The organism is Actinomadura madurae, from assembly GCF_900115095.1.
GTDB classification, from domain to species: domain Bacteria; phylum Actinomycetota; class Actinomycetes; order Streptosporangiales; family Streptosporangiaceae; genus Spirillospora; species Spirillospora madurae.
The window spans coordinates 97,656-111,489 of sequence record NZ_FOVH01000026.1 but is presented as its reverse complement, the minus strand read 5'-3'; the positions used below and the strand labels follow the sequence as shown (position 1 = coordinate 111,489).

The following is a 13,834-nucleotide window of genomic DNA, read 5'->3' as shown; positions in this document are numbered from 1 at the left end:
CGCGACCAGTCCAGCTCACCGCGCGCACCCAGCTCGTCCAGCACCAACCGGTGCAGCTTGGCCCACACCCGTGCCGCCGTCCACTCGGTGAAGCGCCGGTGCGCGGTAGGACCCGACGGCCCGAACACCGGCGGCAACTGCTGCCACGTACAACCTGTGGTGGCCACGAAGATGATCGCCGCCAGCACCTCACGATCCCCGTACCGGCGCCGGCCACCGCCCTGCGGCCGCGTCGGAGCGGGCGGCACCACCCGCTGGAACAGCTCCCACAACTCCTCTGGCACCAGCCGCTCGACCATTTCCACGACCGCAGGCTACCGCCACCAAACCAAATGAGATGATGTCTTAGCTCGGCGGCAATCCACGTACAAACGCCCCCACCGAACCATTGCGCGGCCTGCAACCGGACCTGTTTTGGTCGTTCCCGGCCGGCAGCGGTCATCCCACCGCCCTGGGGGCATCTCGCCACGCCACCGGCATACGCCACACCACCGGCCGTCCACTCGCCCGGCCGCCATCACTCATCAACCCTGGTTGGCGGCCGATTGCGGAACGCGGCATCCATCAACTTCGATCTCGCCGACCCGCCGCCGGCGACCAGCCAACTGAAGTGGCTGCCGGGGGTTACGCTGCGGACGCTCGGCCGGCGCCCCGGGCATGTGGTGTCGCGCACCGAATTGTGCAGGGTGCCGCCGAGGTGACTGGTCGGCGCGCCCAGCGGCCAGCGACGCCTGGCATTGGGCAGGCCGCCGCGGGAAGCCCACCCGAAGCGCGACGCGAGCCTTCCGGCGAGCGCGCTCGCGCCTCCCAGGCGGTGCGGAAGTCGCCTGGCCCCGAGGGGCTCTTCATCCCATCGCTCCATCCTCTGGCCTCTTTCCGCCTCGATCCAGCAGATAGGAGGTGGCCCCACCGAAACGAGGACCTGCCCGGCCCGGCTGCGCTCCGGCAGCCGTTCGAGGGAGTAGGACCCGATCCGCAGCTTAGGGATTGGGTCCTACCCCATCCGTGCTCGGCGCGGGCCTCGGCCAGCAGTCGCGACTGGAGATAACGGTCCGCTGGACAGCGGAGGCGTTCGCGGCTCGGTCAGTTGACCGTAGCGGCGGACCAGCATGACCGCCCCCGGTGCGCTCAGGGACTCGTGAGGACGACACGGGTGAGAACGGAAGGACAGCAGTCCCGCTGTGGGCGCAGTCAGCGGGCGACGCGGTAGCGGAGGTGGGTGACGCCGTTGCCTTGGAGGGTGGCGATCGGGCCTTCCAGGTCGACCGGGCCGCCCAACTCGCTCAGGTAGGGCACGCCGTCGCCGAGGAAGACCGGCATGAGGTCGATCCACACCTCGTCCAGCAGGCCCAGTTCCAGGGCCTGGCGGGCGATGGTCCCGGCGGCCACGTTGACGTACCTGTCGCCCGCCACGGCCTTGGCCTGCTCGATCGCGCTCGCGACACCGTCGGTGACGAAGGTGAAGGGGACGGTGGTGTCGCGATCCTTCCAGTCGTCGGGGACGTTGTGCGTGACGACGAAGACGGGTTCGCCTGTGGGTGAGTCACCACCCCAGCCGTTGGTCAAGTCGAACAACCGTCGGCCGATGACGCCTGCCCCGGCGGTTCCGGCCATCTCACGCCAGTGGAGCGCGCTGGCCTCGCTCAGACCCAGGGTCATCTTCCCTGAGAGCATCGGAATCGCGACGTTTCCGGAGTCGTGCCAGCGGTGCAGCCGATCGAAGCCGCTCTCCTGCGGGCCTGCGATGAAGCCGTCCAGGGACATGCTCGCCGTGGTGTACACCTTGGTCATGGTCGGGTTCCCTTCTCTTCGCCCTCGCTGTCTGGACTGACCGCACGCGTCCAAGAAAGTCATCGGTGCCCGGCCCCCATGTCCGTACCTGGGTGCGGTGGCGGTGCACCTACTGGACCGCCGGCCTGACGAGACCGGAGCCGTGCACGCTCGTCCCAACTCGCGTCCACGGGTCGTCCTAGGGATGAGGATCACGTCGGTGAATCGGCCCCGGGGGGGCAGGACGCGCCAGCCAGCTGCCAGCACAGCGGGGCACGAAACGGTGGGATGTCGGGGATGCGATGCCGCGCGAGGTCCGGGCGGCAGTAGTGGCGTCGCGCGGACGGTCCCGGCTCGTGCCCTTCCCGTCCTACTCGACGGCCTCCTGTGTCACGGGAGACCACGTCACCATGGCCATCACCGGAGACGGCAGTGCGCGTGATCCGCCACGTACTGCCCTACCGGTTCTGTGTGACGGGTTGTCCGGCTGCGGAGAACTCGGGCAGCCGCTCGTGGTTGTGTGCTGGCTGGGGAGCGGCCGGTCTGCTCCCGGACGTCCTCGCGACCTACGAGGGCGAACCAGCTATGTTGCCGATCGAGGTGGTCTTCGCAGGGGATCGTGCGAGCATGCTGCGCGATGGGCGGGCCGATGCCGCACTGCTGTACACGCCGACCGATGACGTCCGTGGGCTGGACACCGAGACGCTGCTGAGCGAGCGCCGGTCGCTGTGCTGTCTGTGTCCTATCCCCTCGCACGTTCGCTGATGCTGCCACCGGTGCCGCCATCGGTGGGATCGTGCTTGTACAGCCTTCGCGCTCAAAGTCGGCCATCCGCAGACTAGGCCGTGATGCACCTGATCGCCCTGGGCCGCACGGTCACCGTGCTGCCGCAGTCATTGACCACGCCCCTGCGCGATGACCTGACGACGATTCCAGTGACCGACGTTCCGCCGAGTGTCCTCGTGCTCGACTGGCCCGCACACGGCACGTCCTCATCGGTCGCTGCCCTCGCCCGCGCCGCCGCGAAAGCCGCCACGGCGCCGCAATGCTAGGCCCCCGTGCGGGTCCGTCCGGAGGCTGTTGGCGTCTCTCGGCCGAGTGCGGCTCCGGCGGCGTGCTGATGTGCCCGCACGATGGCGGGGTCCACGCTGCCGAGGTGCTCGGGGGCCGCCGCCGAGGTGCTCGGGGGCGCCGCCGAGGTGCTGGGGGGCCGCCGCCGCGTTTGCGGGCCTGCCGGGATCACTTCCAGACCCCTGCCGACGGCAACAGGGGACCATGGGAGACGCCGCCCGCCCGCCTGAATTGCGCCCCGGGCCGTCCGGGGGCACTTCGGGCGGGCGCTGCGTCCCGTCGATCTTGTGGCCCAGGATCCAGCCTCTCCCGCCCAGGCGCTGCCCGGTGCGGCTCTTGCGGCAGAACCGGCACATCCTGCACGCGGTGATGCACGACACCTGCACCTGTCGGCATGGCGGAGGTTAGGCGGCCTGGGTTAGCTCGGTTGGTGGGGTGGTGGTGGGGGTCGCTCTTGTGTCGGGGGGTGGGAGGGCGCGGTAGATGTAGCGGCCGGTGCTGTCTTGGGTGATGTGCATCTGCTCCGCGTTGGCGTGTTTGAAACGGTTGTGCCATCCGCAGCAGAGGGCCAGTTTGTCGATGTCGGTGGGGCTGTCGCCTAGGGCCCATCCGTTCACGTGATCGACTTCGCACAGGGTGCCGGGGACTTCGCAGCCTCGGACCGCGCAGGTCGGATAGAGCGTTTCGAGGACTTGGCGTTGGGCTGCGGTGGCGAACCGGACCTTGTGTCCCAAGTAGAGCGGGGTGTGGCCGCCGCCCAGGAGGAGCGGCGAGACTCCTGCGGCCAGGGCCATGCGGCGGGCCTGGGGGGCGGGGATCGGGGTGCCGTCGGTCAGGCGGGCGGGTGCTTCGCCGCCGGTCAGGGTGTCCAGATCGCAGATGACGGTGACCTTGGTGGCCCGGTGGCCGCCCGAGAGGACGCCGGTCAGCGCGGCGGCGGTTCGTTCGGGCAGGTCGCGCTGGTCGTCGGGTCCTGCTGGTTTGGCCAGAGGTCCCAGGGTTCCGTCCCAGATGGCGGCGTCCTCGGGGTTCAGCCAGCCCTTGATGTATCGGCCGCCGTCCAGGGAGCGCGTCACAGTGACCCAGGAGCGCTCGTAGCCGCGCTGGGAGTCTTCAGGGGCTTGCTCGCGCCCGTCTCGTTCGGCGATGACGTCGCGGATGCGGCGGCCGAACGCGGCGACTTTTCCGGCTGAGAAGCCCTGGCCGACCATGTCCAGCAGGACTGATTCCGCCTCCGCGCAATCGGCGTCGTCAAGCCGGGCGACGGCGTCGGCCACGGTGGCGGCGTGGCCGTAGGACAGCTCACCGCCTGCGAGCATCGCCGTCACCTTCGGCAGCCTGTGGCGCTGCCGTGCCAGGGTCACCCGCTCTCTGGCGCGCGACTCGCGCATGCCCAGCCGCGACCGCAGCCATGCCTGGGTGGACGGCAGGCCCCAGCGAAACATTTCTCCAGTGGCGTCCACGCGACCGATCAATTCGGCCAGCGCGCTTTCCTGCGCGTCCGACGCGGCCGCGAGCTTCTCCGCCAACTCCATGCAGGACGACGGGGATTCCGGCGCGGTACGTCCGGCTAATTCAGCGGCGATCGTGGCAGCGGCTTTCACCAACTCCATGGTAGACGCCCCACGCAGATCGACCGCGATCAAATCCATGAGGAAAGTATATCGAATGTGTGTTCGAAGTGGGCCGCGAGAACCACTTCAGTTTTGTCACCGCGGGGATAGTCGGAGGCGGTCCCCAATCGCCGTCCGCTCAGAGAAGCCGGGCCATGGCTTCGCCCTGCCCCTCTTGGACGGTGGGGTGGCGCGTCGGGCAGGGGGCAGGCGGAGCCTGCCCGACGAAAGCTGCACCCAGGGGCCGCAGAGGCTCCGAAGTCAAGGGTGGGACGAAGTCCCATCGCGAAGCGACGCCGAAGGCGCCCTTGACTTCGGAGGGGCGGCCCCGTACGCAGCGCCACCCCACACAATTGCCCGAACACGGACATACTCATCCTAGGTCGGGACTGGGCGACACAACTCGGGTCCAAGTAATCAGACTCCGGACAAATGCTCTCCACTCAATGGTCAGGGAAAGAGTATGGAACAGGCTTCATATCGACATTTGCGACTCGGTTGCCTGTTGGGCTTGGCGTCTGCTCGCCGGCTGGGCGGTGATTGGGCATGTGACGCAGGCGGAGGGCTGCCGGACGGTAGGGGCGGGCGGGCATTATGGCGGGCATGACGTTTCAAGCGAGCGGCACCTTCGACATCGAGGCGTGGGACGCCGACAAGCCCTATGACGAGCAGGGCGGGAACAAGCTGACCCGGGTGCACGTCGGCAAGGCCTTTCACGGGGACCTCGTGGGGACGAGCTCCACCGAGCTGATCACGGTGGAGTCGGCGGCGGGGCCGGTCGCCTACGTGGGAGTCGAGCATGTCCAGGGCATCCTGCACGGCCGCGAAGGGACGTTCGTGTTGCAGCACAGCGCGGGCAGCGAGGACGGGACGCCCGACACCCAGTGGCTGCGGTGGCTGATCGTGCCCACGTCCGGGACGGGCGAGCTGGCGGGCATCCGCGGTGTCGGGCAGATCACCGTCGCCGAGGACGGGTCCCACGCCTGGGCGCTGGAGTACACGCTGGACTAGCGGCCGACCGGCGGCCGGTAATGTTCACCTCATGCCCCCGGTCACCGGCGACGCTACGCGCGAGCGCATCATCGACGCGGCCGAAGAGTGCTTCGGCCGCTTCGGCGTGGCCAAGACCACGGTCGAGGACATCGCCGCCGCGGCGAAGCTGTCGCGGGCGACCGTGTACCGGAGCGTCACCGGCGGGCGGGACGAGCTGATCCTCGCGGTGGTGGTCCGCGACCTGCACCGGTTCCTCGACCGGCTCGCCGAGCGGTTGCGCCGGGAGCGGTCGGTGTCCGAGGCGATCGTCGAGGGCACGCTGGACGCGGTCGAGTACGTCCGCGACGAGCCGGCCCTCGCGCATTTCCTCGTCCCGGAGGCGGCGGGGCACATGCAGGCGGCCGTGGCCGGGGCCGCCGAGCACGTGCTCGCGCTGTGCTGCGACTACGTCCGGCCCTATTTCGAGCAGGCGCAGCGGCAGCGCAGGCTCCGGCCCGACATCGAGGTGGAGGGGACCGTGGAGTTCCTCTTCCGCATCATCACCTCGCTGATCGTGATGGAACGCGACCGGGACGCCGACGGGCTGCGCCGCTTCCTGCGCACCTATGTCGTCCCGGTCATCGCGGCGCCATGACTCCGGCGAGCGGGTAGCGTCCAGTGAAGTCCAGGCGGGAGAAAGGCCGGCAACGATGAAGGACACGGCACACGAGATGCGGGGGAGCTCGGCCGTCCGGCCGAGTCCGGTGTTCCTCGCGGTCGTGGCGGCGACCGTCCTGTGCGGCCTGATCGCCTGGCGGTACGGGACGATTCTGGAGCGGCCGGGACGGATCGCGCTGTTCGGGTTCGTGATCGCCGCCTGGATCCTGTCGCTGTCGCTGCACGAGTTCGGGCACGCGTACATGGCGTACCGGTCGGGCGATCGCAGCGTGGTGTCGAAGGGCTACCTCACGCTGAACCCGCTGAAGTACTCCGACATCACGCTGAGCTTCCTCATCCCGGTCGTGTTCATCATCCTCGGCGGCATCGGCCTGCCGGGCGGCGCCGTCTGGATCGACCGGCACGTGATCCAGGGGAAGCTGCGGCACAGCCTGATCTCGGCGGCGGGCCCGCTGTCGAACGCGCTGTTCGCCGTCATGCTCGCGGTGATCTTCAAGAACTTCGCCGACAGCGGGCACGCGCTGTTCTGGTCCGGACTGGCGTTCCTGGCGTTCTTGCAGGTCACGGCCGCCGTGCTGAACCTGCTGCCGATTCCGGGGCTGGACGGCTTCGGCATCATCGAGCCCTACCTGCCGCGCCATCTGGTGGACCGGGCGAACGCGTACGGCGGCTACGTCTTCCTCATCCTGATCGCGCTGCTGTGGCTCGGGCCGATCAACGAGGGCTTCTTCAACGTCATCTACTACATCACCGACGCGATCGGGCTGGGCGACTTCCCGTTCCGGGTGAGCGGCTCCATCGACCACTTCCCGATCGAGCTGGGGCACTACCTGTTCCAGTGGTGGAACGACTAGTCCGCGACCGCGACGAGGTGCCGGACGATGCGGCGCAGTTGTTCGGCGTAGCGTTCCTGGAACTCGGGTGATCCCGGGTCCATGCCGAAGATGCGGCGGACGGCGAGCGGATTCGTGACCGGCGCCGACACCATCGCCATGACGGCCAGCATCACCGCGCCCGGGTCCAGGTCGGCGGGCAGTTCCCCAGCGGCCTGGCGGCGTTCGAGGTCGGACAGGTCCTCCCGCTCGCCGGACGGGACGTCGTCGAGGTTCTCAGTGAGGCCGCGCCAGGCGTTCAGCCGTGTTCCGCGCGGGTCGTCCAGGACGTGCCGCAGGTACCGGATCACGATCTCGTCGAACGGGACGGACGGGTCGTTGAACTCGGCCTCCCGCTCCAGCCAGCGCCGGCCGAGCGCGCTGTACAGGCCCTCCTTGCCGCCGAAGTAGTAGTTGATCAGCTGCTTGTTCACGCCGGCGCGGTCGGCGATGTCCTGGACGCGGGCGCCCGCGAACCCCTTGGCGGAGAACTCCTCCAGCGCGGCGTCCAGCAGCAGGCGCCGCGACCGCTCGGCGTCGAGGGTGCGCTCGTCCGGGGCGGGGGCGCGCCGCGCGCGCTTCGTCGTCTCCGTCACGGACCCCATCGTAACCGCCCGGCTGATCTCTTCACCCAACCGGCTGGTTGACAAGTTTATCCATATGGTTGAACCTGGTCGCCATGATTCTTGTGACCGGAGCGACCGGGAACGTCGGACGCCATCTCGTCGGCGAACTGCTCACCGCGGGCGCCAGGGTCCGCGCGCTGACCCGCGATCCCGCCCGAGCCCGCCTGCCCAGCGAGACCGAGGTCGCCCGCACCGGCGACATGCCGCTGGACGGCATCTCGGCGATCTTTCTCAACCCGGCCGTGTTCTGGCACGGCTTGGACGATCTGCTGTCCCGCGCCGTCGAGCACGGTGTCCGGCGGGTGGTCATGCTGTCGTCGGCCGCCGCGCTGGACGACGACGCGGCGAATGAGCTGGCCGCGCACCACCTGAAGATCGAGCGGGCGATCGAGGACTCCGGGCTGGAGTGGACGTTCACGCGTCCCGGCGAGTTCTCGTCCAACGCGCTCGGCTGGCGGGAGGCGATCCGCGCCGGCGACCCCGTCCGCGAGCCTTACGCGGCGGCCCGCAGCGCGCCGATCCACGAGCGCGACATCGCGGCCGTCGCCGCGAAGGCCCTGCTCACCGACGATCTCCTCGGCGCCAGGCCGGTCCTGACCGGGCCCGAGGCGCTCACCCACCCGGAGATGGTCGGGCTCATCGGCGAGGCGACCGGCCGCCCTGGGCGCTTCGAGGAGATCACTCCCGAGGAGGCGCGGCGGGAGATGCTCGCCCACCCCTACATGCGCGAGGGCCTGGTGGACGTCCTGCTCCGCCTACGCGCGAACTCGGTCGACCATCCGGCCGAGCCGTCCCCGGAGGTCGAGCGCATCACCGGGCGCCCGGCCCGGACGTTCAAGGAGTGGGCCGCCGACCACGCCGACGCCTTCTGCTGACCAGCAAGCCCCCGCGGAGCGTCGACGAGGGGAGGAGCCGGAGCCGGCCAAGGGGGCGGGCGAAGGAGCGGGACATGAACGCCACCCTGACCAGCCTTGCCGACCTCGCACACGCCGGACGCGCGACCCGGCGACCGACGCGCCGAGACCGCGGGCGGCGGTGCCCGGTGTCGACTGGTGTCCTGCGCCAGCTCCCAACACGGCGGCCGGGGCACTGGGGCCCCAACACCGCCCCACTACACCGACTCGCTGACTCACTGCCCCCGACCCACTGACCCCCGACGCGCCGAGCCCAACTCACCGAACCCGACCAACCGAACCCGACCGACCGAACCCGCCCCACCGAACCAACCGCTCGAACCCAACCAGCCAAACCCAACCAGCCAAACCCAACCGACCAAACCCCGACCGACTAAACCCAACCGACCAGACCACCTGCCGCCGACCACGTTGGAGAGCGCGACCAGGGCGGGGCCGCCCCCGTGGCCCCGGCCTAGTCGCGGTTCTTGGTGGCCGTGATCTCCTGCAGCGCCCACTCGAACCAGTCGCGGCGCATCGCGGCGAAGCGTTTGCCGTACTCGATGACCAGTCGTCCGTAGACGGACAGGTCGTCGTCCCCCCAGTCGATGTCCTTCTCCAGGGCCTTCAGCTCGTCGAGGTACTCGCCGAGTCCCTCCTTGTGCCTGCGGAGATATCTCTGGGCCTCGTCCGGCTCGACCAGTCCGAGGAAGAAGACCCGCAGCAGCGCCTCGTCCCGCCGTCCGACCTTGGCCGGGACGTTCACCAGCCAGTCGTGCAGCTCGGCGCGCCCGGCCTCGGTGATCCGGTATGCCTTGCGACCGCGGGGCCCCTCCTCGGCGACCTCGATCAGCCCGGCGTCGGCGAGCTTGCCCAGCTCGCCGTAGAGCTGGCTCTGCCGGGCCGGCCACACGTTCCCGAGCGAGATCTCGAACACCTTCAGCAGGTCGTACCCGCTGGCACCGTCCATCTCGGCGATGAGCCCGAGCACCGCATGTCGCAAACTCATGCCCTGCAGTGTACAGGTCAGTGTTGACATGTCGAAAGAGGATTGTCTATGTTCGACATGTCAAAGTTGGAATGTCATCGGGAGTGCCAGACCGTGCCGAAGTACTACGCCAGAACGTTCCTCCCCTGGATCCTGCTCGCCGTCGGCAGCGGTTTCGACGTCCGGGCCGGAGCCGTGACGGGGCTCGTCGCCGCACTGGCACTCCTCGCGCACGATCTCCGCCGGGGGCACCGCGCCGACTCCCTGATCCTGGAGATCTCCACGACCGTCTTCCTCGCGGCGCTGACCGTCGCGGCGTTCGCCGCCCCCGACTCCCCACCGATGGGCTACGGCGCCTCGCTCGCGATCGGCTGGCTGGGCGTCACGGCCTGGGGCACGCTCCTGCTCGAACGCCCCTTCACCGAAGGAATCGCCCGCCGTAAGGTCAGCGCGGAGGTAGCCGCGACCGCCGGGTTCCGGCACGCCAACCGCGTGCTCACCGCCGTCTGGGCGGTGAGCTTCACCGTCATGGCGGTCGTGCTCGGCTGTGTCCAGTACTGGTCGCCGGACAGCACGACACTGCTGGTCGCTGTCAAGATCGCCGGGTTCACACTCCCGGCCGTCTTCACCGCCCGTTACCCCGAGATCGCCCGGAGGCGCCACCTCACCAGGTCCGGCGCACCTTCTCCGGAGCCGAAGCCAGAGCCGGAACCCGAGCCGGCGACGGCGTCCTCTCCGGAGCCCGAACCGTCCTCCCGCTGACCCCACCCGGGAAAGGAGCACGAGATGAGCGAGAACACCGCCGACCGTCCCGCCGCCTGGCTGGAGGGGCAGCTGGCCCCCGTAGCCGACGAGATCGTCGCCCGCGACCTGCAGGTGACGGGCACCCTGCCCGCCGCGCTGACCGGCCGGTACTTCCGGAACGGGCCGAACCCGAAGCCCGGCGAGCCGACCCGGCACTGGTTCAGCGGCCACGGCATGATCCACGGCGTCCGGCTGAACGACGGCCGCGCCGAGTGGTACCGCAACCGCTGGGTCAGGACGGACATGTTCACCAAGGGCACGCCGTTCCTGCGCGAGGACCTCACTTTCGACCGGCGCGCGGTCCAGGCCAACACGCACGTCATCCCGCACTCCGGCAAGATCTGGGCGCTGGTGGAGGTCGGCTTCCCGTACGAGATGACGCCGGAGCTGGAGACCGTGGGCCCGTGCGACTTCGACGGCCGGCTCACCACCGCGATGACCGCGCACCCGAAGGAGGACCCGGTCACCGGTGACCTGCTGTTCTTCGGCTACGGCGTCTTCGAGCCGTACCTGACCTACCACCGCCTGACCGCGGACGGGACGCTGGCCGAGAGCCGCGTGATCGACGTCCCCGGGCCGACGATGATGCACGACTTCGCGATCACCGAGAACCATGTCGTCTGGCTCGACCTGCCGGTGGTGTTCGACGCCGAGCTGGCGCTCTCCGGGATGGCCGGACTCCCCTACCGGTGGGACGACGGCTACGGCGCCCGGCTCGGCGTGATGCGGCGGGACGGCACCGGGGACGTCCGCTGGTTCGACGTCGACCCGTGCTACGTCTTCCACGTCGGCAACGCGCACGAGGACGCCGCCGGCCGGATCGTCCTGGACGCGGCGCGCTACCGTCCCGAGAACTTCACCGCCCTGTGGACGCACATCGGCGGCACCGCCCACCCCTCCGTGGCTGCGGCGCGGTCCGACACCGCCCGGCTGCACCGCTGGACCCTCGACCCCGCGACCGGCAGGGCGGCCGAGGAGCAACTGGACGACCGGGGCGTGGAGTTCCCGACCCTCGACGACGCCCGCACCGGCCGAGCGAACCGCTACCTGTACATGGTCGCCGGGGACCGGACGACCGCCGGCAAGGAGATCGTGAAGTACGACCTGCGCGGCGGCTCGTCGGCGGCGCACGTCTGCGAGGGCGCCACGCACGTCGGCGAGGCCGTCTTCGTCCCGGCGCCGGACGCCCGCGCGGAGGACGAGGGCTGGATGCTGTCGGTGGTCACCGGCGACACGGCGTCCGAGCTGCGGGTGCTGGACGCGGCGGACCTCTCGCACGTCGCGAGCGTCCACCTGCCGCGGCGCGTTCCGGCCGGATTCCACGGAAGCTGGATCCCCGACGCCCGGATCGGGGCCTAGGGTGATTTACTAGCCGGTACAGCCGCGCAAGCACTCACTTACAAGGCTCCTCCCGGGAGGTTCCTCATGTCCGTGGCCACGGAGAACACCGAGACGTTCGCGTCCCTGAACCCGGCCACCGGCGAGGTCGTCGCCGAGCATCCCGTCCAGGACGCCGCCGCCGTCGCCGCGGCCGTCGAGCGCGCCCGGGAGGCGGCCGCCTGGTGGCGGGCCCTCGGCTGGAAGGAGCGCCGCCTCCGGCTGCTCAACGTCAAGGGCTCCCTCACCCGCAACCTGGGGAGGATGGCCGAGCTCATCCACCAGGAGACCGGCAAGCCGGTGCAGGACGCCCAGCTTGAGACGATCATGGCGATCACGCACCTGGACTGGGCCGCCCGCAACGCGCAGAAGGTCCTCGGGCCGCGCTCGGTCTACCCCGGCCTCATGGCGATCAACCAGCGTTGCGTGCTGGAGTACCAGCCGCTCGGCGTCGTAGGCGTCATCGGCCCGTGGAACTACCCGGTCTTCACCCCGATGGGCTCGATCGCCTACGCGCTCGCCGCCGGGAACGCCGTGGTGTTCAAGCCGTCCGAGTACACCCCGGGCGTCGGCGTGCTCCTCGCCGAGCTGGTCGACGCGGTGATCCCCGAGCACCCCGTGCTGCAGACGGTGACCGGGCTCGGCGAGACGGGGGCGGCGCTCGCCTCGTCCCCGCACGTCGGCAAGATCGCCTTCACCGGCTCGGCCCGCACCGCCAAGCGCGTCATGGCGGCCTGCGCCGAGAACCTCACCCCGATCGTCGCCGAGTGCGGCGGCAAGGACGCCTGCATCGTCGACTCCGACGCCGACCTCGACGCCGCCGCCGACGCCGCGCTGTGGGGCGCCATGTCGAACGCCGGCCAGACCTGCATCGGCGTCGAGCGCATCTACGTCGTGGACGAGGCGTACGACAGGTTCCTCGGCACGCTCACCGAGAAGGCCCGCGACCTGCGTCCCGGCTTCGACCGGGAGGCGGCCTACGGGCCGATCACGATGCCGTCGCAGCTCGACGTCATCGAACGCCACATCAAGGACGCCCTCGCCAAGGGCGGCAGGGCGGTGGTCGGCGGCGCCGAGTCCGTCCGCAAGCCCTACGTGGAGCCGGTCGTGCTGACCAACGTGCCGGACGACTCGTCGGCGGTGTGCGAGGAGACCTTCGGCCCGACGATCACCGTCCACCGGGTCAAGGACATGGACGAGGCGGTGGAGAAGGCCAACAAGACCAGCTACGGCCTGGCCGGGACGATCTTCTCCGGGGACAGGTCCCGCGCGATGGAGACCGCCCGCCGGATGCGCTCCGGCATGACCTCCATCAACGCCTTCGCCGCGTTCGCCAGCGTCGCCGCCCTGCCGTTCGGCGGCGTCGGCGAGTCGGGCTTCGGCCGCATCCACGGCGCGGACGGCCTGCGCGAGTTCGCCCGGCCGAAGGCCATCACCCGCCAGCGGTTCGCGACGATGAACCTCACCTCGTTCACCCGCTCCGAGAAGGAGATGGCCCGCGTCCTCGGCCTGATCAACATGATCCACGGCCGCCGCTACAAGCGCTGAGCGGCGCCCCCGGCGAAGTCCCGCCTCCACCGCCCACCGCGGGCCGCGTCACGCGGGCGCGGTCGAGGGGCGGGGCGGGGGGCACCTAGACTCCGGGGCATGGGCTCAGAGACGTTCGGCGCACCTGCGCGCAGCCGCCTCCAGGCGTCCCTGGGCGCGATCTCCCCGCCCCCGCAGGGCTTCCGGCCGTTCGCCGACGGTGACGTCCCGGCGCTGGCCGCCCTCATGTGGGACGCCTACCGCGGCACCCCCGACGAGACCGACGTGGGCGACCTCCAGGGTGCTGTCCGCGAGCTCCACCTCACGCTGGACGGCGAGTACGGCACGTTCCTGCGCGAGGCGTCGTTCGTCACCGACCACGAGGGGCGTCCGGTAGGGGCGGCGCTGGTCACCCTCTACCAGGGCCTGCCGCTTCTCGCGTTCCTCTTCACCGCCCCGGTCCACGCGGGACGCGGTCTGGGCCGCGGACTGGTCATGGCGACCATGCACGCCCTGGCCGAGCAGGGCCACGACACCCTCACCCTGGCCGTGACCCGCCGCAACCGCCGCGCCCGCCGCCTCTACGACCGCCTCGGCTTCATCGAGGTCGCCTAGAGTCGCACCTGTCGGCCCGTGTCCGGCC

At 70.2% G+C, this 13,834-nt stretch carries 15 protein-coding genes; 10 read left to right on the top strand and 5 right to left on the bottom strand.

Annotation, left to right across the window (positions count from 1 at the left end):
- Both BM339_RS43765 and BM339_RS43760 read right to left on the bottom strand, forming a co-directional pair.
- Positions 1-305: IS5/IS1182 family transposase (locus BM339_RS43765; protein ID WP_075023178.1), on the bottom strand; the 305-nt coding region annotated here is incomplete at its 3' end.
- 886 nt (positions 306-1,191) lie between these two features.
- Positions 1,192-1,791, bottom strand: coding sequence for a dihydrofolate reductase family protein (locus BM339_RS43760; RefSeq protein ID WP_075024658.1), 600 nt, complete (start codon positions 1,789-1,791; stop codon positions 1,192-1,194).
- 411 nt (positions 1,792-2,202) lie between these two features.
- Here BM339_RS43760 and BM339_RS49350 point away from each other — a divergent pair, with 411 nt between their 5' ends.
- Together BM339_RS49350 and BM339_RS49345 are read left to right on the top strand one after the other, a co-directional pair.
- A complete protein-coding gene (locus tag BM339_RS49350; protein ID WP_143118831.1) occupies positions 2,203-2,535 on the top strand; it encodes a type 2 periplasmic-binding domain-containing protein in 333 nt (110 codons plus the stop codon).
- Positions 2,536-2,618: 83 nt separating this feature from the next.
- Complete coding sequence (locus BM339_RS49345) at positions 2,619-2,822, top strand: type 2 periplasmic-binding domain-containing protein (protein ID WP_143118830.1); 204 nt, start codon at positions 2,619-2,621, stop codon at positions 2,820-2,822.
- A gap of 423 nt (positions 2,823-3,245) precedes the next feature.
- Here BM339_RS49345 and BM339_RS43745 read toward each other — a convergent pair whose 3' ends face one another.
- Complete coding sequence (locus BM339_RS43745) at positions 3,246-4,493, bottom strand: HNH endonuclease signature motif containing protein (RefSeq protein WP_075024655.1); 1,248 nt, start codon at positions 4,491-4,493, stop codon at positions 3,246-3,248.
- 564 nt (positions 4,494-5,057) lie between these two features.
- Here BM339_RS43745 and BM339_RS43740 point away from each other — a divergent pair.
- Genes BM339_RS43740 through BM339_RS43730 form a run of 3 tightly spaced genes read left to right on the top strand, consistent with a single transcriptional unit; the run spans position 5,058 to position 6,958 of the window.
- Positions 5,058-5,465 carry a DUF3224 domain-containing protein gene (locus tag BM339_RS43740; RefSeq protein WP_235206409.1) on the top strand — a complete coding sequence of 136 codons (408 nt, stop codon included), beginning with the start codon at positions 5,058-5,060 and terminating at the stop codon, positions 5,463-5,465.
- Between the two features lie 31 nt (positions 5,466-5,496).
- Positions 5,497-6,081: a TetR/AcrR family transcriptional regulator gene (locus tag BM339_RS43735; RefSeq protein WP_021596307.1), complete on the top strand. Its 585-nt coding sequence runs from the start codon at positions 5,497-5,499 to the stop codon at positions 6,079-6,081.
- Between the two features lie 55 nt (positions 6,082-6,136).
- Positions 6,137-6,958 carry a site-2 protease family protein gene (locus BM339_RS43730; RefSeq protein WP_021596308.1) on the top strand — a complete coding sequence of 274 codons (822 nt, stop codon included), beginning with the start codon at positions 6,137-6,139 and terminating at the stop codon, positions 6,956-6,958.
- Here the strand turns inward: BM339_RS43730 and BM339_RS43725 are convergent.
- Entirely contained in the window at positions 6,955-7,572 is a 618-nt protein-coding gene (locus BM339_RS43725) for a TetR family transcriptional regulator (protein ID WP_244938714.1), read from the bottom strand. The two genes, BM339_RS43730 and BM339_RS43725, sit on opposite strands and share 4 nt — an antisense overlap.
- A gap of 83 nt (positions 7,573-7,655) precedes the next feature.
- On the opposite strand from BM339_RS43725, the gene BM339_RS43720 reads away from it, so the two are divergent.
- On the top strand, positions 7,656-8,477 hold the full coding sequence (locus BM339_RS43720; RefSeq protein WP_075024669.1) for an NAD(P)H-binding protein: 822 nt from the start codon (positions 7,656-7,658) through the stop codon (positions 8,475-8,477).
- A 493-nt stretch (positions 8,478-8,970) separates the two neighbouring features.
- On the opposite strand, the gene BM339_RS43715 is transcribed toward BM339_RS43720, so the two are convergent.
- A complete protein-coding gene (locus BM339_RS43715) occupies positions 8,971-9,504 on the bottom strand; it encodes a PadR family transcriptional regulator (protein WP_024935208.1) in 534 nt (177 codons plus the stop codon).
- 93 nt (positions 9,505-9,597) lie between these two features.
- Here BM339_RS43715 and BM339_RS43710 point away from each other — a divergent pair, with 93 nt between their 5' ends.
- The 4 genes from BM339_RS43710 to BM339_RS43695 all read left to right on the top strand — a co-directional run bounded on the left by BM339_RS43710 (position 9,598) and on the right by BM339_RS43695 (position 13,806).
- Positions 9,598-10,245 carry a hypothetical protein gene (locus BM339_RS43710; RefSeq protein WP_075024653.1) on the top strand — a complete coding sequence of 216 codons (648 nt, stop codon included), beginning with the start codon at positions 9,598-9,600 and terminating at the stop codon, positions 10,243-10,245.
- Between the two features lie 24 nt (positions 10,246-10,269).
- Positions 10,270-11,646, top strand: a complete 1,377-nt coding sequence (locus BM339_RS43705) for a carotenoid oxygenase family protein (protein WP_075024652.1) — start codon at positions 10,270-10,272, stop codon at positions 11,644-11,646.
- 66 nt (positions 11,647-11,712) lie between these two features.
- Positions 11,713-13,212 (top strand): aldehyde dehydrogenase family protein, encoded by a 1,500-nt coding sequence (locus BM339_RS43700; RefSeq protein WP_075024651.1) that lies wholly within the window; start codon positions 11,713-11,715, stop codon positions 13,210-13,212.
- A 99-nt stretch (positions 13,213-13,311) separates the two neighbouring features.
- Positions 13,312-13,806 carry a GNAT family N-acetyltransferase gene (locus BM339_RS43695; RefSeq protein ID WP_075024650.1) on the top strand — a complete coding sequence of 165 codons (495 nt, stop codon included), beginning with the start codon at positions 13,312-13,314 and terminating at the stop codon, positions 13,804-13,806.
- The last annotated feature ends 28 nt before the right edge of the window (positions 13,807-13,834 follow it).

Bases quoted from the DNA above. Each gene is read 5' to 3' on its own strand.
- BM339_RS43700 (WP_075024651.1), top strand. From the start codon at position 11,713: ATGTCCGTGGCCACGGAGAACACCGAGACGTTCGCGTCCCTGAACCCG.
- BM339_RS49345 (WP_143118830.1), top strand. From the start codon at position 2,619: ATGCACCTGATCGCCCTGGGCCGCACGGTCACCGTGCTGCCGCAGTCA.
- BM339_RS43745 (WP_075024655.1), bottom strand. From the start codon at position 4,493: ATGGATTTGATCGCGGTCGATCTGCGTGGGGCGTCTACCATGGAGTTG.
- BM339_RS43735 (WP_021596307.1), top strand. From the start codon at position 5,497: ATGCCCCCGGTCACCGGCGACGCTACGCGCGAGCGCATCATCGACGCG.
- BM339_RS43730 (WP_021596308.1), top strand. From the start codon at position 6,137: ATGAAGGACACGGCACACGAGATGCGGGGGAGCTCGGCCGTCCGGCCG.
- BM339_RS43760 (WP_075024658.1), bottom strand. From the start codon at position 1,791: ATGACCAAGGTGTACACCACGGCGAGCATGTCCCTGGACGGCTTCATC.
- BM339_RS43720 (WP_075024669.1), top strand. From the start codon at position 7,656: ATGATTCTTGTGACCGGAGCGACCGGGAACGTCGGACGCCATCTCGTC.
- BM339_RS43715 (WP_024935208.1), bottom strand. From the start codon at position 9,504: ATGAGTTTGCGACATGCGGTGCTCGGGCTCATCGCCGAGATGGACGGT.
- BM339_RS43740 (WP_235206409.1), top strand. From the start codon at position 5,058: ATGACGTTTCAAGCGAGCGGCACCTTCGACATCGAGGCGTGGGACGCC.
- BM339_RS43705 (WP_075024652.1), top strand. From the start codon at position 10,270: ATGAGCGAGAACACCGCCGACCGTCCCGCCGCCTGGCTGGAGGGGCAG.
- BM339_RS43695 (WP_075024650.1), top strand. From the start codon at position 13,312: ATGGGCTCAGAGACGTTCGGCGCACCTGCGCGCAGCCGCCTCCAGGCG.